The following is an 18,081-nucleotide window of genomic DNA, read 5'->3' on the forward strand; positions in this document are numbered from 1 at the left end:
AGGGACGACGGGGGAGAGCATGACGGGCAGCGAGGAACTGGCCGACCGGTTCGAGGAACACCGCGGGCACCTCAGAGCCGTCGCGTACCGCATGCTGGGATCGCTGACCGAGGCGGAGGACGCCGTTCAGGAAGCCTGGCTGCGGCTGAGCCGCACCGACCCGGACGACATCCAGAACCTCGGCGGCTGGCTCACCACGGTGACCGGCCGCATCTGCCTCGACCTCCTGCGCTCGCGCACCGCACGCCGTGAGGAGCCGATGGGCGACGCCTTCGTCCCGGACCCGGTGCTCAGGCCTCTGTCGCACGTCGACCCGGCGGAGGAGGTGCTCCAGGCCGACTCGGTCGGCCTGGCCCTGCTGGTCGTCCTGGAGAACCTGGAGCCCGCCGAGCGGCTCGCGTTCGTGCTGCACGACATGTTCGCCGTGCCGTTCGACGACATCGCGCCGGTCGTGGAGCGCAGCCCGGCCGCGACCCGGCAGCTGGCGAGCCGCGCCCGGCGCCGGGTGCGCGGCGCCACGCCCTCGGCCGAGCCGGACCTCGGCCGGCAGAAGGAGGTGCTCGACGCCTTCCTGGCCGCCTCGCGCGGCGGCGACTTCGAGGCGTTGCTCGCGCTGCTGCACCCGGACGTGGTGCTGCGGGCCGACTCGGGAGCCCTCGTGCGGGGCGCGGCCGCGTCCAAGGTCGTCCAGGGCGCGAAGACGGTGGCGGAGCAGGCGCTCATGTTCGCCCGGTACGCGCGGTCCGCGCGGCTCGTGCTGGTCAACGGCTCGGTCGGCCTCCTCCACGCGCCCGAGGGACGGGTGCAGTCGGTCATGGGGGTCACGATCGCCGACGGCCGGATCACCGGCATGTACATCCTGGCCGACCCGGAGCGGCTGGAGCGTCTGGAGGCGCCCGGACTCACGGGCTGACGGGCGTTCTTCGTTTCGTATGCTGAACGTCATGCGAGATCACAAAGCCGCGCGAGCGGAACTGCGCGGCGACTGCGAGCGGTGTTTCGGGCTGTGCTGTGTCGCCCTGCCCTTCGCGCGATCGGCCGACTTCGCGGTCGACAAGGACGCCGGAACCCCCTGCCGCAACCTCCAGGACGACCACCGCTGCGGCATCCACGCCAGGCTGCGGCAGAAAGGGTTCACCGGCTGCACCGTCTACGACTGCTTCGGCGCCGGACAGCAGGTCTCGCAGATCACCTTCGGCGGGCAGGGCTGGAGGTCCGGGCCTCCGGAGCACGCCCGCCGCATGTTCGACGTGTTCCCGGTCGTCCGGCAGTTGCACGAGCTGCTGTGGTACCTGACCGAGGCGCTCGCCCTGCCCGCGGCCCGACCGGTCCACGCGGATCTGCGCACGGCCCTGGAGAAGACCGAGGAGCTCACCGGCGGGACCCCCGAGGAACTCGCCGAGCTGGACGTGGCGGCGCACCGCGAGGAGATCAACGTCCTGCTGCTGAGGACGAGTGAACTGGCCAGGGCCGGCACCCAGGGCCGGAAGAAGAACCGCCGGGGGGCGGACCTCATGGGCGCCCGGCTGAGGGGCGCCGACCTGCGCGGCGCCACTCTTCGCGGCGCGTACCTCATCGCCGCCGACCTCACCGGCGCGGACCTGCGGGGCGCGGACCTGATCGGCGCCGACCTGCGCGACGCGGATCTCACCGACGCCGACCTGACCGGCGCGTTCTTCCTCACCCAGCCGCAGCTGAACGCGGCCCGGGGGAGCGCCGGGACCCGGCTCCCGGAGTCAGTCACCCGCCCCGGGCATTGGACAGCGCAGGTCTGAGGCCGGTTCCCGCACCGGAGTCCGTCGCTCCGGGTGCAGCCGCAGATCCTCCGGCATCAGCGTCAGCCGTTCCGTGACGCGCAGCCGGTAGGCCGGGTCGGCCCGCAGCTCGTAGCGGCGCAGCAGCAGGCCGAGGACCAGCGTCGCCTCGTGCAGCGCGAACTGGCGTCCGATGCACGCCCGCGCCCCGGTCCCGAACGGCTTGAAGGTGTGCGGGGCGCGGGACCGTACGGCCCGCGCGTCGAAGCGGTCCGGGTCGAACCGCTCGGCGTCCGCGCCCCACACCTCCGGGTCCCGGTGCAGCATCGGCGTCAGCACCAGGGCCCACGCCCCGCGCCGCATGGGATGCTCCCCGGCCAGCACCGTGTCCTCCCGTGCCTCCCGGGCGAAGGCCGGCGCGGTGGGCCACAGCCGCAGCGACTCGTCCAGCACCCGCCGGACGTAACGCAGCCTGGCCACCTGCTCATAGGCCGGCTCCGCCGTGTCGCCCCACACCCGGTCCACCTCGGCGCGGGCCCGGGCCGCGGCCTCGGGGTGCCGGGAGAGGTAGTGCAGGGCGAAGGAGAGGGCGCCCGAGGTGGTCTCGTGGCCCGCGACGAGGAAGGTGATCACCTGGCGGCGGACGTTCTCCGGCGAGAGCCGCTCCCCGGTCTCCGGGTGGGCCGTCTCCAGCATCCTGTCCAGCAGGTCCCCGTCGCCGCCGCCGGTCGCGCGCCGGGCCCGGACCAGCTCGTCCACCGTGCGGTTGAGGTGGGCGATGTCGGCCGCGTTGCGGCGGCTCGCGCTCCGCAGCAGCAGCGGGGCCAGCGGGAAGGGCACGGTGTTGAGCCGCTGCGCGTAGGTCAGCGTGCCGACCATCGCGGTCACGAAGGGATGCGGCCGGGAGCGCTCGAACGACCCGAAGTCGTGCCCGAAGCCGGTCCGGGCGATCGTCTCCAGCGTCAGCTTGGTCATGTCGCCGGGCACGTCCACCGACCGGCCCGTCGCCGCCGCCCGGTCCCAGTGCTCCGTCAGCCGCCGAGCGACATCCAGCATCATCGGGTGGTAGCCGGCCATGGCCTCGCGGCTGAACCCCGGGGCGAGCACGTCGTGCGCCAACTGCCAGTTCGGCTCGTGGTTGTACGCCGTGAACAGGCCGTCCCCGGCGACCGGCCGCAGGTTGGCGATGCCGAGCCCCACGTGCTTGGCGAACCGCGACTCGTCCGCGAGATCGGCCGTGTGCCGGGCGCCCCACACGAACACGAACTCCTTGCCGAAGGCCTTCCGCCGGAACACCGGCCCCAGCTGCCGGGCGTACCGCAGCGAGTCCTGGAGGGGAGTGCGCCGGTTCACGCCCACCACATCACCGAGCAGCGGGATCCGGCGCGGCGGATGCGGAATGCGGTCCAGCTCCGGCCAGCCCAGCTCGGCACTCCGGAACCCCTTGGGCCCTACAGTCCGTATCGGCGCCTCCGTCATGACGCGATCTCCCTTGATCCGGCGGCGGGTTCGCACGTGTTGTACGTGGGTTCAATAGCGCGGTTCAGTCTGGTCCCGTTGTTGAACCGGCGTCAAGTAAAGTGCTGGCATGGCCGCGAACCAGGGCGGGCGCACCCGCCGCCGGCTCAGCACCGAGGAGCGCCGGGAGCAGCTCCTGTCGGTCGGGGCGCGGCTGTTCTCGGAGAGCCCGTACGACGACGTGTGGATCGAGCAGGTCGCCGAGATCGCCGGGGTGTCCCGCGGGCTGCTGTACCACTACTTCCCGACCAAGCGTGACTTCTTCGCGGCGGTCGTGGAGCGTGAGAGCGAGCGGATGCTGCGCATGACGGCGGCGGTTCCGGGCGTCCCGGTGCGCGAGCAACTCGCGGCCGGTCTCGACACGTTCCTGGAGTACGTCCGGGCTCACGCGCACGGCTACCGCGCCTTCCACCGTGCCGACGCGGCCGGGGACCAGGCGGTGCGGCGGGTCTACCAGCGGGCCCTGGCCGCGCAGGAGCGGCAGATCCTCGCGGCGCTCGCCGCGGACCCGGAGTTCGGCCCGGCCTTCGAGGTGCGGCCGGAGGTGCGGCTCGCCGTGCGCGGCTGGCTGGCGTTCACCACGGCCGTCTGCCTGGAGTGGCTGCGCGACGCGGAGTTGGGCCGGGAGCAGGTGCGCGAACTGTGCGCCCGCGCCCTGCTGGGTGTGCTCACTCCCTGAAAGGCCTCGTAAAGATCACGTGACGTGGTTGGCTCACACCCCGATCTTCGGTAGGTTAGGCAAGGCTTACCTAAGGAGGTCTGGGATGGGTGACGACAGCCAAAGCTGGACGGCGGCCCCTGCCGCGGCGGAGCGGGCGCGTTCGGTGCTCGCCGCCGCGTGGTCATGCTCGGTGACCGCGGAGGGCACGCGGGAGGAGCTGGTCGGCGCGCACACGGTGACCGAGGACGGCAGGGTGCTCGTCGACGTGCCGGAGGACAGCGCCCTGCTCGCGGCCGCGATCTGCGCGCCCCGTGGCGAGCCGTCCGCGGTGCTGGAGTTCGCCGACGTCGCGCCCGTCCCCGTGCGGAACCGGATCCGCGCCCGGCTGTGGCTCGCGGGCTGGTTCGCCGTGGAGGAGGGGCAGCTGGCCTTCCGGCCCACGCGTGTCGTGCTGCGGCAGCCGTCCGGTGCCGTGGTCGTGGACCTCGACGAGTTCGCCGCCGCCGTGCCCGACCCGCTCACCACGGCCGAGGCCCGGCTGCTGACGCACCTCGCCGACTGCCACGCCGACGCGGTCGAGCGGCTCACCCGGCTCGTGGAGCACGACAGCCTGCACGGCGCCGTCCGCGTCCAGCCGCTCGCCGTGGACCGGCACGGACTGACGCTGCGCATCGAACGGTCCCGCGCCCACGGCGACGTACGCCTGGCGTTCCACGCACCCGCCGACGACGTCGCGCAGCTCACCGAGCGCATGCACGTCCTGCTCACCCAGGCGAGCGCCGCGTCCTGCCCGCGGGCCCTACAGCGGCAGCGCACAGACGGCGACCGGTGAGGGAAACGGTTCGCCTGCGCGCCGCAGCGCACCGTTGGTCTCGTCCACGTGGAAGACGGTGACGGTGTTGGACTTCTGGTTCGCCGCGAACAGCAGCGTGCCCTCCGGCGAGAAGGCGATCTGGCGGGGGAAGTCCCCGTCCACCGGCACGGTGTCCAGCAGTCTGAGCCGGGCACCGTCCGCCTCGATCGCATAGCGCGTGAGGCTGTTGGGGCCGCGGTTGGCCAGATATGCGTACCGGCCGTTCGCGGTCACCAGGAGCTGCGCCGGGTAGCTCGTGCCCGAACCCGTTCCCGTGGACTGCGCCTCACCGACGGTCACACGGCCGGAGGCCGGATCGTACGAGCAGACGGCCACCGTGTTGTCGGCCTCGTCGGCGAGATAGGCGTACCGGCCGCCGGGGTGGAACGTGAGGTGACGCGGTCCCGCGCCCGGCCGGGTGCGCGCCCGCGACACCTCGGTGAGCGTGCCGGCCTTCTCGTCGAGCCGGTACGTGTAGACGGTGTCCGTACCGAGGTCCACGGCGAGCACGTGCCGCCCGTCGGGGCTGGTGAAGATCTGGTGGGCGTGCGGCCCGTCCTGGCCCGGGCCGGGCGGCGGAGCGGAGTGCCGGACGAGGTCGGTGCGCTCGCCGAGGGCTCCCGAGGGGTCGATCGGATGCACGGCCACGCTGCCCGAGCCGTAGTTCGCGCTGAGCAGCCAGCGTCCGCCCGGATGCACCGAGAGATGGCAGGGGGCCGCGCCCCCGGTGCTCCGGCTGCCGAGGACCTTCCGGTCGGCCAGCCGGACGGCGGTCACGGCGCCGTCCTCGCGTTCGTTCACCGCGTACAGCGTGCGGCGGTCCGGGTGGATCGCGAGGTACGACGGGTCGCCGACGCCCGTCACGGTTCCGGTGCCGGTGATCCGGCCCGTCTCCGCGTCGTAGGTGGCCAGGCCGATGCCCTTGCCGCCGCCCTCGACGGAGGTGTAGGTGCCGAGGTAGAGGGGGCGGGGTCCGGAAGGCCGCCGGGCCTCGCGGGACGGGCTCGACTCGGGGGCCGACGGGGTCGTCGAGGTCGAGGGTGGGGGCGCGTTGTCACAGGCCGGGAGCGCCGCCGCGGCGGATCCTCCTGCCAGCGCGCCGACGAACCGGCGCCTGCTCCAGCCAGCACTGCCCATGTCGCCCCTCAGGTCGTCACTCGTCCCCGTCGCGACAGCCACCTTGGCGTGGATCACCCACCGGGTGCAACAACGGCACCGCGCGTTGCGCGAGGCGCAACGCGCCTCGCCGGCTATCAGTGCCCGTCCCCGACGGGCCGGCCGCCGGCGAGCCCTCAGCGAGAGCGCCGTCTCAGCGAGAGCGCCCGTCGAACCCGGCGCGGTTCCGCCACAGCTGTTCCGTGACGCCCAGCCGCTCGCGCAGTCGTGTCAGCCGGGGCATCCGCGCGCGCTGCTCGCGCGAGACGCGGTCCAGTTCCTCGAACAGGCGCCGGGTGCGGTGCTCGGTGTCGAGCTCGTCGAGGATGCGGTTGACCTCCGTCAGGACGGCGCCCGGAAGCTGCCAGTGGTCAGGGGCGCGTTCGGCCTCCTCGCGCAGCAGCAGGGCGAGCTTGTCGCGGGTGCCCGCCGCGGTGCGCAGTTCGGCGGCGAGACGTTCCTCGGCCGACTCGGCACTCGAGCTGAGGTGGGTGGTGACCAGCACCGCGAAGCTCACCACCGCGTCGGCGATCTCGGACAGCAGCTGCTCCAGGGCGGCACCCGTCTCGGCCTCGAACAGCGGCTTGGGTTCGCGCTCCTTCGCGAGGTCGGTGAGGGAACGCGCGAGCACGCGCAGGACGACCGTGCAGATCTCCAGCGTGTCCAGGCCTGTGCGCATCACGACCCGGTGCAGCACGCTGTCCTGCACGCGCGGGTTGAGCCGCAGACTGTCCTCGGCCTGTCTGAGGGCCGCGTCCACCTCGACGATGTCGTGGTCCAGGCGCCGCGCCTCGTGCAGCCGCTCCGCCGCGCGGTCCACGGGCGTTCCGCGGGCGGCCTCCTCGCCCATGCGCAGCATCAGCTGCCGCAGCCGGCGGGCCAGATCCTCGATCGACTCGCCCGCCTCCTCCACCCACACCGGCGGAGCCAGCAGCAGATTGCAGGCGAGCCCGACCGTCGCGCCGATCAGTGTCTCCACCACCCGGGCCCAGGCGGTGTTCCCGACGGTGGTGACCCCGAGGACCAGCATCGCGCTGATCGCCACCTCGGGGACGTACTCCTCCACCTTGACCAGCCGCCCCACGACCAGCGCGGCCACGAGGAGCAGCGCCAGGCTCCACCAGGTCAGGCCCACCAGCAGGCTGAACGCGATGGCGACGAGGACTCCCGTGACCACGGCGTTCACACGGCGGAAGCCGTTGGTGAGCGTGGCGTACAGCGTCACCTGGACGACCAGCAGCGCGGTCAGGGGAGCGGTGAGAGGTGCGGCCGCCGGCTCGGGGCTCAGCCGCAGCGCGATGACGTACGCGATCGTCGCCGCGGTCGCGGACCGGAACGTCTGGACGACCACGGGATCCCGGCGCTTGTGCATGATCCGCGTGGCGTGCGCCGTCCACTCGCGTACCTCTCGCATCCTTGGGCTGTTCCCCTTCGCCTGGCGCATCGAACGCATCCATGAAGGACGTTAGCGCCGCGGGAAAACAGGGGCGACCGAGGACGCTCAGGCGTACACCTTGTCGAGGAAGGCGGCCAGCCCGTCCGTGGTCCGGTCGATCTGCTCCGCCAGGGTGAGGCTCTCCTCGAGACGGGACCCGCTCTCCGGGACCTTCTTCCCGCGTACGTAGAGGGAGCAGGCGAGGTCGGTGCACATGTACACACCGACGGAATTCCCCTCACGCCCGGCCGCCCCGGCCTTTCTGGCGGTCATCAGCGAGACCCCGCCCCGCGGGTGCGTCGTCAGGCACAGCGAACACATGCTGCGCTGCAGAGACCCCCGCTGCGCGGGCTGGAACCGCATCGTCACCCCGACGAGCCGGCCTTCCCGCTCGGTCACGAGATAACTCCGATCGGGCGCACCCGGATCCCGCCACCCGAGGAAGTCGAGATCGTCCCAGGGGCGTTCCCCGAGATCCCGGGGGACGGCCAGCCGCTTGGCCTCTCCCTTCGAGCAGTTGATGAACGAGGTGCGGATGTCCTGCTCGGTGAGCGGCTTCATGCGAGGGCTCCTGGATGTCTTCGGTCAAACCTAGGGGTCCTAGGTTTTGCGGGCCAGGTCAGGTTAGACAGCCGCGACGAAGGGGGCGAGCGGTTTTCTGCGTCGCGTCTCAGTCCGGCCCCGCCGCCGAGGCCTCCGGCGGCCACACCCCTGGGGCCAGTACCCCCAGTGCGTAGGCGCGGGCCACCAGTTCCGTGCGGTTGGCGGCGTGCCAGCGGGAGGACAGACGGCGCAGGTGGTATGTCACGCCGTCGGTGGTGAGGCCGGTCTCGCGGGCGGCCCGGGCCGTGGTGGCGCCCGCTGCCAGCAGGGCCAGGATGCGGGCCTCAGCGGGGGTGACCTGTTCGGCGGGCGGGGTGCTCCGGGCCTCGTGCTCGCCGTCCACCCGCAGCATCACCAGCAGGGCGGGCGTCTCCTCCACCGTGTCGCTCACCGGGTCCGCCGTCAGCTCCCCGTACCGCTCCGCTCCGCCGGGTGCCCGCCAGCGGACCGACACCTGGTACCGCGAGCGGTGCCGCAGCCGCAGCGCCTCGGCGATCCGCTCCACCTGCGTCGCCTCCCGCGGGCTGAACAGCTCCAGCACGTCACGGCCGCGCAGCCGCCCCGGCGTCGTACCGCACTCCGCGGCCATCGCCGGGTTCGCGAGCAGCACCGCGCCGTACACGTCGCACACCGCGACCGGCATCGCGACCCGGTCGAAGAGGAGCAGGGCGCGGTTGCGCCAGGTCACGGCCTCGTGCCGGGCCAGGTCCACAAGCGTCTCCTGCCACGCCGGGTCGCTCCCGCGCAAGAGCGACGCATCTGCTTGCACTACACAATCATGTAGGGGCGCGGCACCGCCCGCCGGGCCCCGTGGATCACGCTGGATCGCAGTACTTCCGTACCGCGAAAGGCAGTTGCCGCGTCATGCCCCCCACCGGACAGACCTCCCGCACCGCAGACACCCGCGACGACATCCCCGTCGCCGACATCACCGCCACCGGACCCGGCCCCGCGCCCATCCAGCAGGCCATGGACCTGATGCGCGAGCACGGGTCCGCGTTCGTCCGGCGGCTGTACGGGCGGGACACCCTGTTCGTGGGCGACCTGGACCTGGTCGCCGACCTCGCTGACGAGCAGCGGTTCGCCAAGCACATCGGGCCCGGCCTGGAGAACGTCCGCGAGTTCGCCGCCGACGGCCTGTTCACCGCGTACAACGACGAGCCCAACTGGGCCAAGGCGCACGACATCCTCATGCCCGCCTTCGCGCTGGGCTCGATGCGGACCTATCACCCCGTGATGCTGCGGGTCGCCCAGCGGCTCATCGCGTCCTGGGACCGCGACGCCGGTGCCGGGAAGCCCGTCGACGTGCCCGGCGACATGACCCGCATGACGCTCGACACCATCGGACTCGCCGGCTTCGGATACGACTTCGGCTCCTTCGAGCGGGCCGAGCCGCACCCCTTCGTCGAGTCGATGGTCCGCTGCCTGGAATGGAGCATGACCCGCCTCGCCCGCGTCCCGGGCCAGGACTACTCGGCGCAGGACGCGGCCTTCCACGACGACTCCGCCTACCTCGCCCAGGTCGTCGACGAGGTCATCGCCGCCCGCACCGGCACCGACCAGAGCCAGGCCGACGACCTCCTCGGCCTGATGCTCACAGCCGAGCACCCGGCCGACGGCACCACGCTCGACACGGCCAACATCCGCAACCAGGTCATCACCTTCCTCATCGCGGGCCACGAGACCACCTCCGGGGCCATGTCGTTCGCGCTGTACTACCTCGCCAAGCACCCGACCGCGCTCCAGATGGTGCAGCGCGAGGTCGACGAGCTGTGGGGCGACGCGGCGGACGTCGAGCCGGCGTACGACGAGATCGGCCGGCTGACCTACACCCGCCAGGTCCTCAACGAGGCGCTCCGGCTCTGGCCCACGGCCGCCGTGTTCGCCCGGCAGGCCCGCGAGGACACGCTGCTCGGCGGCCGGATCCCGATGCGCGCCGGAGACTCCGCCCTGGTGCTCACGCCGATGCTGCACCGGCAGCCCGTCTGGGGCGACAACCCCGAGCTGTTCGACCCCGCCCGCTTCACCGCCGAGGCGGAGGCGGAGCGCCCGGTGCACGCCTTCAAGCCGTTCGGCACCGGTGAGCGCGCCTGCATCGGCCGTCAGTTCGCGCTGCACGAGGCGACCATGCTGCTGGCCATGATCGTGCACCGCTACCGGCTGGGCGACCACGCCGACTACCGGCTCGACATCAAGGAGACCCTCACCCTCAAGCCCGAGGGCTTCACCCTCGCGCTCACCCCGCGCACCTGCGCCGACCGCGTCCACACGCCGCTGCCCGGCGCCACCCCGCTCCATGACACCGAGGCGGCCGAGCCGCAGGACCTGCCCGCGCGCGTCCGCCCCGGCACCGCCGCCCTCTTCCTGCACGGCAGCAACTACGGCACCTGCCGCGACTTCGCCGCCCAGCTCGCCGACGAGGCCGCCGCCGTCGGCTGCGAGACCCAGGTGGCAGCCCTGGACGCCTACGCCGGCGGCCTGCCCACCGACCGGCCCGTCGTCATCACGGCAGCCTCCTACAACGGCCGGCCCACCGACGACGCCACCGCCTTCGCCGCCCGCCTCGAAGAGGACCACGACCTGTCCGGCGTGACGTACGCGGTGCTCGGTGTCGGCGACCGCAACTGGGCCGCCACCTACCAGCACGTCCCCACCCGGATCGACGAGCGGCTCGCGGAGTCCGGCGCCACCCGGCTGCTCGACCGCGCCGCCGCCGACGCCTCCGGCGACCTCACCGGCACCGTCCGGGAATTCACGGCGGCCCTGCGCACCGCCCTCCTGCGGCAGTACGGCGACCCGGACGCCACGACCCCGGACCCCGAGCCCACGGCCGCCTACGAGGTCCGCACCCTGACCGGCGGCCCGCTGGACGCCCTCGCCGAACGGCACGAACTCGTCCCCATGCGGGTCACCGAGGCCTACGACCTCGCCGCGCCCGGCTACGCGCGCCGCAAGCGGTTCCTCCGCGTCGCCCTCCCGGACGGCGTCACCTACCGCACGGCCGACCACCTCACCGTGCTGCCCGCCAACGACCCGGACCTCGTCACCCGCACCGCCACCGCGCTCGGCCTCGACCTCGACACGGTCCTGGACATCCGCGCCACCCGACCGCGCCGCGACGGCATCGCCGTCGACCGGCCCGTGACGGTACGGCAGCTCCTCACCCACCACGTGGAGCTGCAGGAGCGCCCGAGCGCCGGGCAGCTCGCCGCGCTCGCCGCCGCCAACCCGTGCCCGCCGGAGCGCATGGCCCTGGCCGCCCTCACCGACGACCCGCGCACGCTCGTGGAGATCCTCGAGGACCACCCGGCCCTGCGGGGCGCTCTGGACTGGCCGCTCCTCCTCGACCTCCTCACCCCGCTGCGCCCCCGCCACTACTCCATCTCCTCCTCGCCCGCCGTCGACCCCGGCCACGTGGACCTGATGGTGTCGCTGCTGCAGGCACCCGCACGCTCCGGCAAGGGCGTCTACCGGGGCACCGGATCCGGCCACCTCAACGCGGTGGAGCCCGGCGACACGGTCTACGCGCGCGTGCAGCCGTGCCGGGAGGCCTTCCGTATCGACGCCACCGGCGGAGCCGCACCCGTCGTCATGATCGCGGCGGGCACCGGCCTCGCCCCGTTCCGCGGCGCCATCGCCGACCGCACGGCCGCCCTCGCAGCGGGCGCCGAACTCGCCCCGGCCGTCTGCTACTTCGGCTGTGACGCGCCCGACGCCGACTTCATGCACGCCGACGAACTGGGCGCCGCCGACACCGCCGGGGCCGTATCGCTGCGCCCCGCCTTCAGCGAGACCCCCGAGGGCGAGGTGCGCTTCGTGCAGCACCGCATCGCCGCCGAGGCCGAGGAGGTCTGGGGCCTGCTGGACGCCGGAGCGCGGGTGTACGTGTGCGGCGACGGTTCGCGGATGGCGCCCGGGGTGCGGGAGGCGTTCCGTACCCTGTACCGGAAGCACACAGGCGCTGACGAGACGGCCGCCGAGCAGTGGCTCGACGGGCTGGTCGCGGACGGGCGTTACGTCGAGGACGTGTACGCGGCCGGCTGACCGAAGTCGCAGGGGAGGGGTGGGCGCACGGTGGTGGACTCCTGGGAACGGGCCCGGCGCATCCTGGAGGAGGCGGGTCTGGATCCCGGCCGCCTCGCCCGCCTCCGCCCGCTGACCGGCGGCACGTACAACACCGTCGAGGAGCTCCGGCTCACCGACGGCACCCGCCACGTGCTGAAGATCCCGCCCGCCGCGGCCGTTCCCGGCCTCCGGCACGAGCGCCGGCTCCTCGTGTCGGAGGCCGAGTTCTACCGTTGTGCCGCCCGCGCCGGTGTGCACGCGCCGCGGCTGGTGTCCATGGGGGACGACTTCCTGCTGATGACCGCCTGCCCGGGTGACTCCTGGGACGACTCCCTCACGGCGGCGGAGCAGACCGCACTGCGCACGGAGCTGGGACGCCAGACGGCCCGTCTGCACCGTGTGACGGGCCCCGGCTTCGGCTATCCCTCCGGCGCCCTCGGCCCGCTCGCCCCCGACTGGCGGACCGCGTTCACGACGATGTTCGACGCCGTCCTCGACGACGCCCGGCGCTACGGGGCCCGGCTGCCCCGCCCGGTCGACGCGGTGGCCCGTACCGCCCGCTCCGCGTACGGCGTCCTCGACGAGGTCACCGTCCCGTGTCTCGTGCACTTCGACCTGTGGCGGGGCAACATCCTCGTCGACCGCTCGGACGGAGCAGCCCGAATCGGCGGCCTCATCGACGGGGAGCGCATGTTCTGGGGCGACCCCCTCGCCGAATTCGTCTCCCTGGCGCTGCTGGGGGACATCAAGGAGGACGAGGCGTTCCTGGCGGGCTACCGGGAGTCCGGCGGCCGGGCCGGCTTCGACGCCCCGGCCCGCGTCCGCCTCGCCCTGTACCGCGCCTACCTGTACCTGATCATGCTCACCGAGACGATTCCGCGCGAGGTCGGCGAGGAGCAGGAGCGCTGGGTGCAGAAGACCGTCGCCCCGGAACTCGTCGTGGCCCTGGACGAGATCGAGGAACTCCTCGGCAGGAAATCTCACAGCGTGAAATAAGGGGTGGAGGAATGTCGCGCCGAGCCTGCCCCGGCGGTATGTTGCAGGTCGGACCAGGGGCGGAAGGAGCCACATGGCGGGGCGGAACGGGCGCACGGTACGCGATCTGAGGCGGGCCAACCGCACGGCCGTGCTGCAACGGCTCTACTTCGACGGCCCGCTCAGCCGCTTCGCACTCGGCCCGGCGACCGGACTGAGCTCCGGCTCCGTCAGCAACGTCGTCGCCGATCTGCTCGCCGACGGGCTGGTCGAGGAGGCCGGCAGCGTCGACTCCGACGGCGGCCGCCCCCGCACCCTGCTGCGGGTCGCGCCCGGCAGCGGCCACATGATCGGCGTCGACGTCGGCGAGACCCGGGTGCGCGTCGAACTGTTCGACCTCACCCTCACCGAGCTGGCCCGCGTCGAGCGCCCGCTCGCCGGCCGGCGGTACGAGGTCGAGGTCATCGTCGACCACATCCGCCAGGGCATCGCCGAGGTGCTCGACACCGCAGGTCTCGCGCCCGAGCGGCTTCTCGGCGTCGGCATCGGCGTCCCCGGCATCGTCGAGCGCACTCCCGACCGCGGCGCACTCGTGCACGGGCAGACCATCGGCTGGGACGCCGTCCCGCTGGAGGCCCTGCTCCGCACCGGAACCCCGCTGCCGGACACCGTCCCGTACTTCATCGACAACGGCGCCAAGACGCTGGGCCAGGCCGAGATGTGGTTCGGCGCCGGGCGCGGCGCGCACAACGCCGTGGTGGTCCTCTTCGGCTCCGGCGTCGGCGCCAGCCTCGTCACCCCCGAGGTGGAGCAGGGCCGGGCCGTCGAATGGGGGCACCTGACCGTCCGGGTCCGCGGCCGCCGCTGCCGCTGCGGGGCGCTCGGCTGCCTGGAGGCCTACGCGGGTGCCGAGTCGCTGCTCGCCCGCTGGCGGGAGGAGGGCGGCCGGGGCCAGGACGGCACCGACGAGGAGTCCGCGCTCACCGCCATGCTCGCCGCGGCGTACCCGCCCGGGGACGGCGAGGCGGACCCGGTCGCGCTGGCCGTCCTGGAGGAGACCGCCGAGTACCTGGGCGCCGGTCTCTCCGACCTGATCAACCTCTTCCAGCCCGAGCGCATCCTCATCGGCGGCTGGGCGGGCCTGGCCCTCGGCGCCCGCTTCCTGCCCGCCGTACGCCGCCACGCCATGTCCTACGCGCTGCGCCACCCGGCCGGGAGGGTGACCGTCGAGCTGGGCCGGCTCGGGCCCGACGCGGTCACGGTCGGCGCCGCGATCCTGCCGCTCGCCGACTTCTTCGCACGCGGCGGACGGCGTCCCGATCCGGCACCGGAGAGTCCGCTCCCCGCGTGGCACGCGGTACTTCAGGAGCGGGCACCACGCTGAGGTTTCGCTGGTCACCCCGGAGGTACTCGCTCGGCGCCCGGACCACGAAGGGAGGACGCCGTGACCGACCACCGCCTCGAAGGACCCGGCGAGAACGGTCGGCCCGTCCCGCGGGACATGCCGGACCAGCAGGCCGCCACGGGCGAGGACCCGTGGGAGGCCGCCTCGCGCTCCACGGGCACCGGCGAGGACGAGAAGGACGGGAAGACCCACGCCGACGAGCCCGCCGCCGACGTCCCCGAGACGGACGAGGCGGGGACGGGCCGGCAGGGGGAGTCGCCGCGACAGGGCACGGTGCACCCCGAGCATCCGGTGCCGGACGAGCCCGCCGACTGAGTGCCCCTGAGCGCCGATGGCCGCAGCCGACCGTGGGGGCCGGCTGCGGCCATCGGTTGTGTGCGGGGTGCGGGTGCGGCGTGGCCCGCGGTCAGCCCACCTTGTGTCCCTGCAGCGGTTCCGTCCGCGCGCCCGCACCCTGCTGGAGTCCCTGCAGGAACTGCTCCAGCACCTCCGGCGCCGTGTGTTCCGGCCGCCAGCCGAGTTCCGTACGCGCGCGTGCGCAGTCCATCAGGGGCAGCCGCAGCACCGCGTCGAACAGGTGCGGTGAGGCGGGCAGCAGATGCAGGCCCCAGGCGGCGGCGATCGCCGAACGGGCCGCCGTGCGCGGCAGCCGCACCGGGCGGGCGCCGAACATCCTGCCCAGGAGTTCCGCGTCGACCGTCGGCTCGGCCGCCAGGTTGAACGCGCCGCGGGCGTCGGAGTGCACCGCCAGCCGGTACGCGTGCGCCGCGTCGTCCGTGTGCAGCGCCTGCACCCGCAGCCCCGCGATGTCGGGCAGGAAGGGCAGCAGCTCCGGACGGGCCGACGGGCCCGGCAGGAAACGCCCGCCGAAGATACGGCGTTGCTCGCTCGCGGACTCCCGCTGGAAGAGGAAGGCGGGCCGCATCCGCACCACCCGCGTCTCGGGATGATCGCGCTCGAACGTGTCCAGCGCACGCTCCAGGTAGGCCTTCTCCCGGCAGTACGCGGCGTCCGGCCAGCCGTGCGTCGGCCATGACTCGTCCACCGTCCGGTCCTTCGGACCCGGCGAGTACGCGCCGACCGACGAGGCGTGCACCAGCGCCGGTACCCCCGCTGCGGCCACCGCATCGAACACCCGCATGCTGCCGAGGACGTTGGTGCGCCAGGTCGTCGCCGGGTCGTGCGTCGGCTGGAACGCCCAGGCCAGATGGACGACCGCGTCGGCGTCCGTGAACCGCTCCACGAGGTCGGACTCCGCGAAGGCCAGATCGACCGCGGACCAGTCCGTCTTCGGCGGCGACCACTCGGGGATCCGCCGGGCCAGGCCCAGCACGGAGGCGACCTCCGGATCCTCGGAGAGGAGGCGCACCACGCTGGTGCCCACATTGCCGGTGGCGCCCGTGACGACGATCCTCTTGCCCGTTCCGCTGCTCACCTTCCGCTCCTCTCGGCCGCGTTGTTCCGCCAGCGGTGACCGAGTACCCGGGGGTCGCACGGATTGCACGTGGGCGGATCCATCGCGCGTGGGCAGAAGGAAGCCCCGGCCGGACGGGGGATCACGGCCGGGGCGGCTCGAAGGGGTGGGCACGGACCCACACCTTGTTCAACGGGCAACCAATGCTGGGTGTTCCACGCTCGGACGCCCCGTCCGGTGAGGTGCGTCACTGCCCCTGGTCGTCCGGCACGGTCTCGGCCCACAGGTTCTCCGCCTGGAGCAGCAGCGTGCCCAGGACCGCCGTGTGCGCGGCCCCCTCCCCGGCGTGCCGGCGCAGTTTCTCCTGCAGCTCCTGGTGCAGCTCCCGCATCGCCTCCTCGGTCTCCTTGTCCGGACGGGGCCGCACGCTGCCGTCGAGCAGACTGTCGGCCTCGGTGTGGCAGGCTTCCCCGATCAGCTCCAGCAGACGCGCGTACGCGTCCAGGGCCGGGCCCTCGGGCGGGGCGGGCGTCCGGTTGTCGTCCACGGACACCGCCAGGGCCCGGGTCAGCGCGGCGACGTGCCCGGTGACCCGGCCGAACCGCTCGTCCTCGTCCACCGGTGGCAAGGCGCCCCCGTGCGGCACGCGGTGCAGGCGCCGCAGCGGGCCGTAGGTCAGGCGCAGGCTCTCCTTGCTCCACCGGCGCGCCGAGCGCAGCGCCTCCAGGCGGTGGTCCAGCCGGGACGACGCGCCGAGCCAGCCGGCGGCGGTCTGCGCGTCCCACTCGCCCTGGCGCAGATCGGCGGCGACGGTGCGCAGGACATCGCCCGCCTCCCGGGCGAGGGCCGCCAGGTTCTCCCGTACGTCCCGCAGATGGACCGGCGGCAGGACGAGCGCGTTGACCGCGACGCCGATGACGGCGCCCAGTGCCGCCTGCCCCACACGGTGCCCGACGCCGGCCATGCTCACGGAGCCCGCGGTGAGGGTGAACAGGGCGGTGGTCGCCGCGTAGATGCCCTGGTCGCCGAAGCGGGACCAGTTCGCGAGCAGCATCAGCACCGGGACGGACAGGGCGAGCGCGCCCGTCGTGTCGCCGGTGAGCGCCTGTGCGGCCGAGGCCAGCACGGTGCCGACGCAGATCGCCCCGAACTGCCGGGCGCCCTGCACCAGCGAGCTGTAGACCGTGGCCTGCACCAGCACCAGCGCCACCCACGGTGCCATCAGCGCCAGCGGATCTCCCATCCAGACGCCGCCCACCACCCAGGCGAGCACCGCCGCCGCGGCGGCCTTGAGTGACTGGACGACCAGATCGCGTTCCCGCCCGGGCCTGTTCCAGGCGGCTCGCAGGGCGTCCCAGGCGGCCCGCGTCTCCCGCCGCACGGAGTCCACCGGCCGTGTACCGCGGACCCCCTGCTCCAGCGCGCGGATCCTTCCTTGCCCCTCATCGGCCGGAGTGCCTCTGTCCCTCTCCGGCCGGAAGGCCCGAGCCGTCCGGCGAACCGCACTCGTCACTCGCGTCATGCGCGGCGAGTATCCGCGTGACCGGGGGTTTCACGCCTCATGCCGGCCTCATGCCAGCGGACTGCCGCGGAGGGAGGACAGCAGGTGCGCGGGGTCGGCGTAGACCGCTTCCGCGCCGGACTTCTCCAGGTCGGTGCGCGGGATGCCGCCGCACAGCACGCCCACACAGCGCACCCCGGCGCGGCTGCCCGCGAGCATGTCCCACACGGTGTCGCCGACGAAGACCGCCCGCTCCGCCGGCACCCCGGCCAGCTCCAGCGCGTGCTCGACCGGCTCGGGCGCCGGCTTGCCCTCGTCGACGTCGTCGGCGCTCGCCGTGGCGGTGATGGCGTCGTCCGCGTCGAGGGCCCGGCGCAGCGCGCTCAGCTCGGCGCCGCCCGCCGAGGTGGCCAGCACCACGGCCCAGCCCTCCCGGTGCAGCCGTCGCAGCAGCGGCCCGGCCCCCGGCAGCGCGGGCAGCCGGTCGACGTACTGCCCGTACAGCGCCTTGTGGGCGGCGCTGATGCCGGCGTCCTGGTCCTTGTCGCGGCTGTCTCCCAGCAGGTGGGCGACGAGGTCGGTGGAGGGCAGGCCCACGGCCCGGTGCACGGCGTGCGTCGGCACCTGGTGGCCCGCCTGCCGGAAGGCCTCCCACCACGCCACGACGTGCAGGTGATTGGTGTCGACCAGCGTGCCGTCGACGTCGAACACGGCCGCCCGTTCCGCGCTGCCCATGGATGCT

General features: G+C 73.5%; 16 protein-coding genes. 8 read left to right on the forward strand and 8 right to left on the reverse strand.

Annotated features, from left to right (window positions below):
* Window positions 1-19: 19 nt before the first annotated feature.
* Both sigJ and OHU35_RS38740 read left to right on the forward strand, forming a co-directional pair.
* Window positions 20-913 carry an RNA polymerase sigma factor SigJ gene (gene sigJ / locus OHU35_RS38735; RefSeq protein ID WP_405508662.1) on the forward strand — a complete coding sequence of 298 codons (894 nt, stop codon included), beginning with the start codon at window positions 20-22 and terminating at the stop codon, window positions 911-913.
* A 19-nt stretch (window positions 914-932) separates the two neighbouring features.
* Complete coding sequence (locus OHU35_RS38740) at window positions 933-1,775, forward strand: pentapeptide repeat-containing protein (RefSeq protein ID WP_359892816.1); 843 nt, start codon at window positions 933-935, stop codon at window positions 1,773-1,775.
* Here OHU35_RS38740 and OHU35_RS38745 read toward each other — a convergent pair.
* A complete protein-coding gene (locus OHU35_RS38745; protein ID WP_405508664.1) occupies window positions 1,737-3,233 on the reverse strand; it encodes a cytochrome P450 in 1,497 nt (498 codons plus the stop codon). The two genes, OHU35_RS38740 and OHU35_RS38745, sit on opposite strands and share 39 nt — an antisense overlap.
* Before the next feature lie 109 nt (window positions 3,234-3,342).
* On the opposite strand from OHU35_RS38745, the gene OHU35_RS38750 reads away from it, so the two are divergent.
* Both OHU35_RS38750 and OHU35_RS38755 read left to right on the forward strand, forming a co-directional pair.
* The gene (locus OHU35_RS38750) at window positions 3,343-3,951 is read left to right on the forward strand and encodes a TetR/AcrR family transcriptional regulator (protein WP_189722034.1); all 609 of its coding nucleotides are present in this window, start codon (window positions 3,343-3,345) and stop codon (window positions 3,949-3,951) included.
* An 85-nt stretch (window positions 3,952-4,036) separates the two neighbouring features.
* Window positions 4,037-4,765, forward strand: a complete 729-nt coding sequence (locus OHU35_RS38755) for a DUF2470 domain-containing protein (protein WP_405508666.1) — start codon at window positions 4,037-4,039, stop codon at window positions 4,763-4,765.
* On the opposite strand, the gene OHU35_RS38760 is transcribed toward OHU35_RS38755, so the two are convergent.
* The 4 genes from OHU35_RS38760 to OHU35_RS38775 all read right to left on the reverse strand — a co-directional run bounded on the left by OHU35_RS38760 (window position 4,733) and on the right by OHU35_RS38775 (window position 8,691).
* Window positions 4,733-5,923 (reverse strand): lactonase family protein, encoded by a 1,191-nt coding sequence (locus tag OHU35_RS38760; protein ID WP_359892810.1) that lies wholly within the window; start codon window positions 5,921-5,923, stop codon window positions 4,733-4,735. The genes OHU35_RS38755 and OHU35_RS38760 overlap by 33 nt on opposite strands.
* 172 nt (window positions 5,924-6,095) lie before the next feature.
* The gene (locus OHU35_RS38765; protein ID WP_359892807.1) at window positions 6,096-7,355 is read right to left on the reverse strand and encodes an FUSC family protein; all 1,260 of its coding nucleotides are present in this window, start codon (window positions 7,353-7,355) and stop codon (window positions 6,096-6,098) included.
* An 87-nt stretch (window positions 7,356-7,442) separates the two neighbouring features.
* Window positions 7,443-7,937, reverse strand: coding sequence for an FBP domain-containing protein (locus OHU35_RS38770; RefSeq protein ID WP_189722030.1), 495 nt, complete (start codon window positions 7,935-7,937; stop codon window positions 7,443-7,445).
* A gap of 109 nt (window positions 7,938-8,046) precedes the next feature.
* Window positions 8,047-8,691, reverse strand: a complete 645-nt coding sequence (locus OHU35_RS38775; RefSeq protein ID WP_405508669.1) for a PAS domain S-box protein — start codon at window positions 8,689-8,691, stop codon at window positions 8,047-8,049.
* Window positions 8,692-8,843: 152 nt separating this feature from the next.
* Between OHU35_RS38775 and OHU35_RS38780 the strand changes: the two genes are divergently transcribed.
* The 4 genes from OHU35_RS38780 (at window position 8,844) to OHU35_RS38795 (ending at window position 14,739) form a co-directional block, all read left to right on the forward strand.
* Complete coding sequence (locus OHU35_RS38780) at window positions 8,844-12,023, forward strand: cytochrome P450 (RefSeq protein WP_405508670.1); 3,180 nt, start codon at window positions 8,844-8,846, stop codon at window positions 12,021-12,023.
* Window positions 12,024-12,053: 30 nt separating this feature from the next.
* Window positions 12,054-13,040, forward strand: coding sequence for a phosphotransferase family protein (locus OHU35_RS38785; protein WP_405508672.1), 987 nt, complete (start codon window positions 12,054-12,056; stop codon window positions 13,038-13,040).
* Between the two features lie 73 nt (window positions 13,041-13,113).
* Window positions 13,114-14,403 (forward strand): ROK family protein, encoded by a 1,290-nt coding sequence (locus OHU35_RS38790; RefSeq protein WP_405508674.1) that lies wholly within the window; start codon window positions 13,114-13,116, stop codon window positions 14,401-14,403.
* Between the two features lie 60 nt (window positions 14,404-14,463).
* The gene (locus tag OHU35_RS38795; RefSeq protein WP_189722026.1) at window positions 14,464-14,739 is read left to right on the forward strand and encodes a hypothetical protein; all 276 of its coding nucleotides are present in this window, start codon (window positions 14,464-14,466) and stop codon (window positions 14,737-14,739) included.
* A 91-nt stretch (window positions 14,740-14,830) separates the two neighbouring features.
* Here OHU35_RS38795 and OHU35_RS38800 read toward each other — a convergent pair whose 3' ends face one another.
* From OHU35_RS38800 to OHU35_RS38810, 3 genes are all read right to left on the reverse strand, one after another.
* Window positions 14,831-15,859: an SDR family oxidoreductase gene (locus OHU35_RS38800; protein ID WP_359892797.1), complete on the reverse strand. Its 1,029-nt coding sequence runs from the start codon at window positions 15,857-15,859 to the stop codon at window positions 14,831-14,833.
* Between the two features lie 226 nt (window positions 15,860-16,085).
* The gene (locus OHU35_RS38805) at window positions 16,086-17,228 is read right to left on the reverse strand and encodes an aromatic acid exporter family protein (RefSeq protein WP_372498769.1); all 1,143 of its coding nucleotides are present in this window, start codon (window positions 17,226-17,228) and stop codon (window positions 16,086-16,088) included.
* Between the two features lie 180 nt (window positions 17,229-17,408).
* Window positions 17,409-18,074, reverse strand: coding sequence for an HAD family hydrolase (locus OHU35_RS38810; protein WP_189722023.1), 666 nt, complete (start codon window positions 18,072-18,074; stop codon window positions 17,409-17,411).
* Between the last annotated feature and the right edge of the window lie 7 nt (window positions 18,075-18,081).

Origin of the sequence: Streptomyces purpurascens, from assembly GCF_045040895.1 — a bacterium.
Classification (GTDB): domain Bacteria; phylum Actinomycetota; class Actinomycetes; order Streptomycetales; family Streptomycetaceae; genus Streptomyces; species Streptomyces purpurascens.

Bases quoted from the DNA above. Each gene is read 5' to 3' on its own strand.
- OHU35_RS38745 (WP_405508664.1), bottom strand. From the start codon at position 3,233: ATGACGGAGGCGCCGATACGGACTGTAGGGCCCAAGGGGTTCCGGAGT.
- OHU35_RS38810 (WP_189722023.1), bottom strand. From the start codon at position 18,074: ATGGGCAGCGCGGAACGGGCGGCCGTGTTCGACGTCGACGGCACGCTG.
- OHU35_RS38750 (WP_189722034.1), top strand. From the start codon at position 3,343: ATGGCCGCGAACCAGGGCGGGCGCACCCGCCGCCGGCTCAGCACCGAG.
- OHU35_RS38755 (WP_405508666.1), top strand. From the start codon at position 4,037: ATGGGTGACGACAGCCAAAGCTGGACGGCGGCCCCTGCCGCGGCGGAG.
- OHU35_RS38770 (WP_189722030.1), bottom strand. From the start codon at position 7,937: ATGAAGCCGCTCACCGAGCAGGACATCCGCACCTCGTTCATCAACTGC.
- OHU35_RS38765 (WP_359892807.1), bottom strand. From the start codon at position 7,355: ATGCGAGAGGTACGCGAGTGGACGGCGCACGCCACGCGGATCATGCAC.
- OHU35_RS38780 (WP_405508670.1), top strand. From the start codon at position 8,844: ATGCCCCCCACCGGACAGACCTCCCGCACCGCAGACACCCGCGACGAC.
- OHU35_RS38740 (WP_359892816.1), top strand. From the start codon at position 933: ATGCTGAACGTCATGCGAGATCACAAAGCCGCGCGAGCGGAACTGCGC.
- OHU35_RS38760 (WP_359892810.1), bottom strand. From the start codon at position 5,923: ATGGGCAGTGCTGGCTGGAGCAGGCGCCGGTTCGTCGGCGCGCTGGCA.
- OHU35_RS38790 (WP_405508674.1), top strand. From the start codon at position 13,114: ATGGCGGGGCGGAACGGGCGCACGGTACGCGATCTGAGGCGGGCCAAC.
- sigJ (WP_405508662.1), top strand. From the start codon at position 20: ATGACGGGCAGCGAGGAACTGGCCGACCGGTTCGAGGAACACCGCGGG.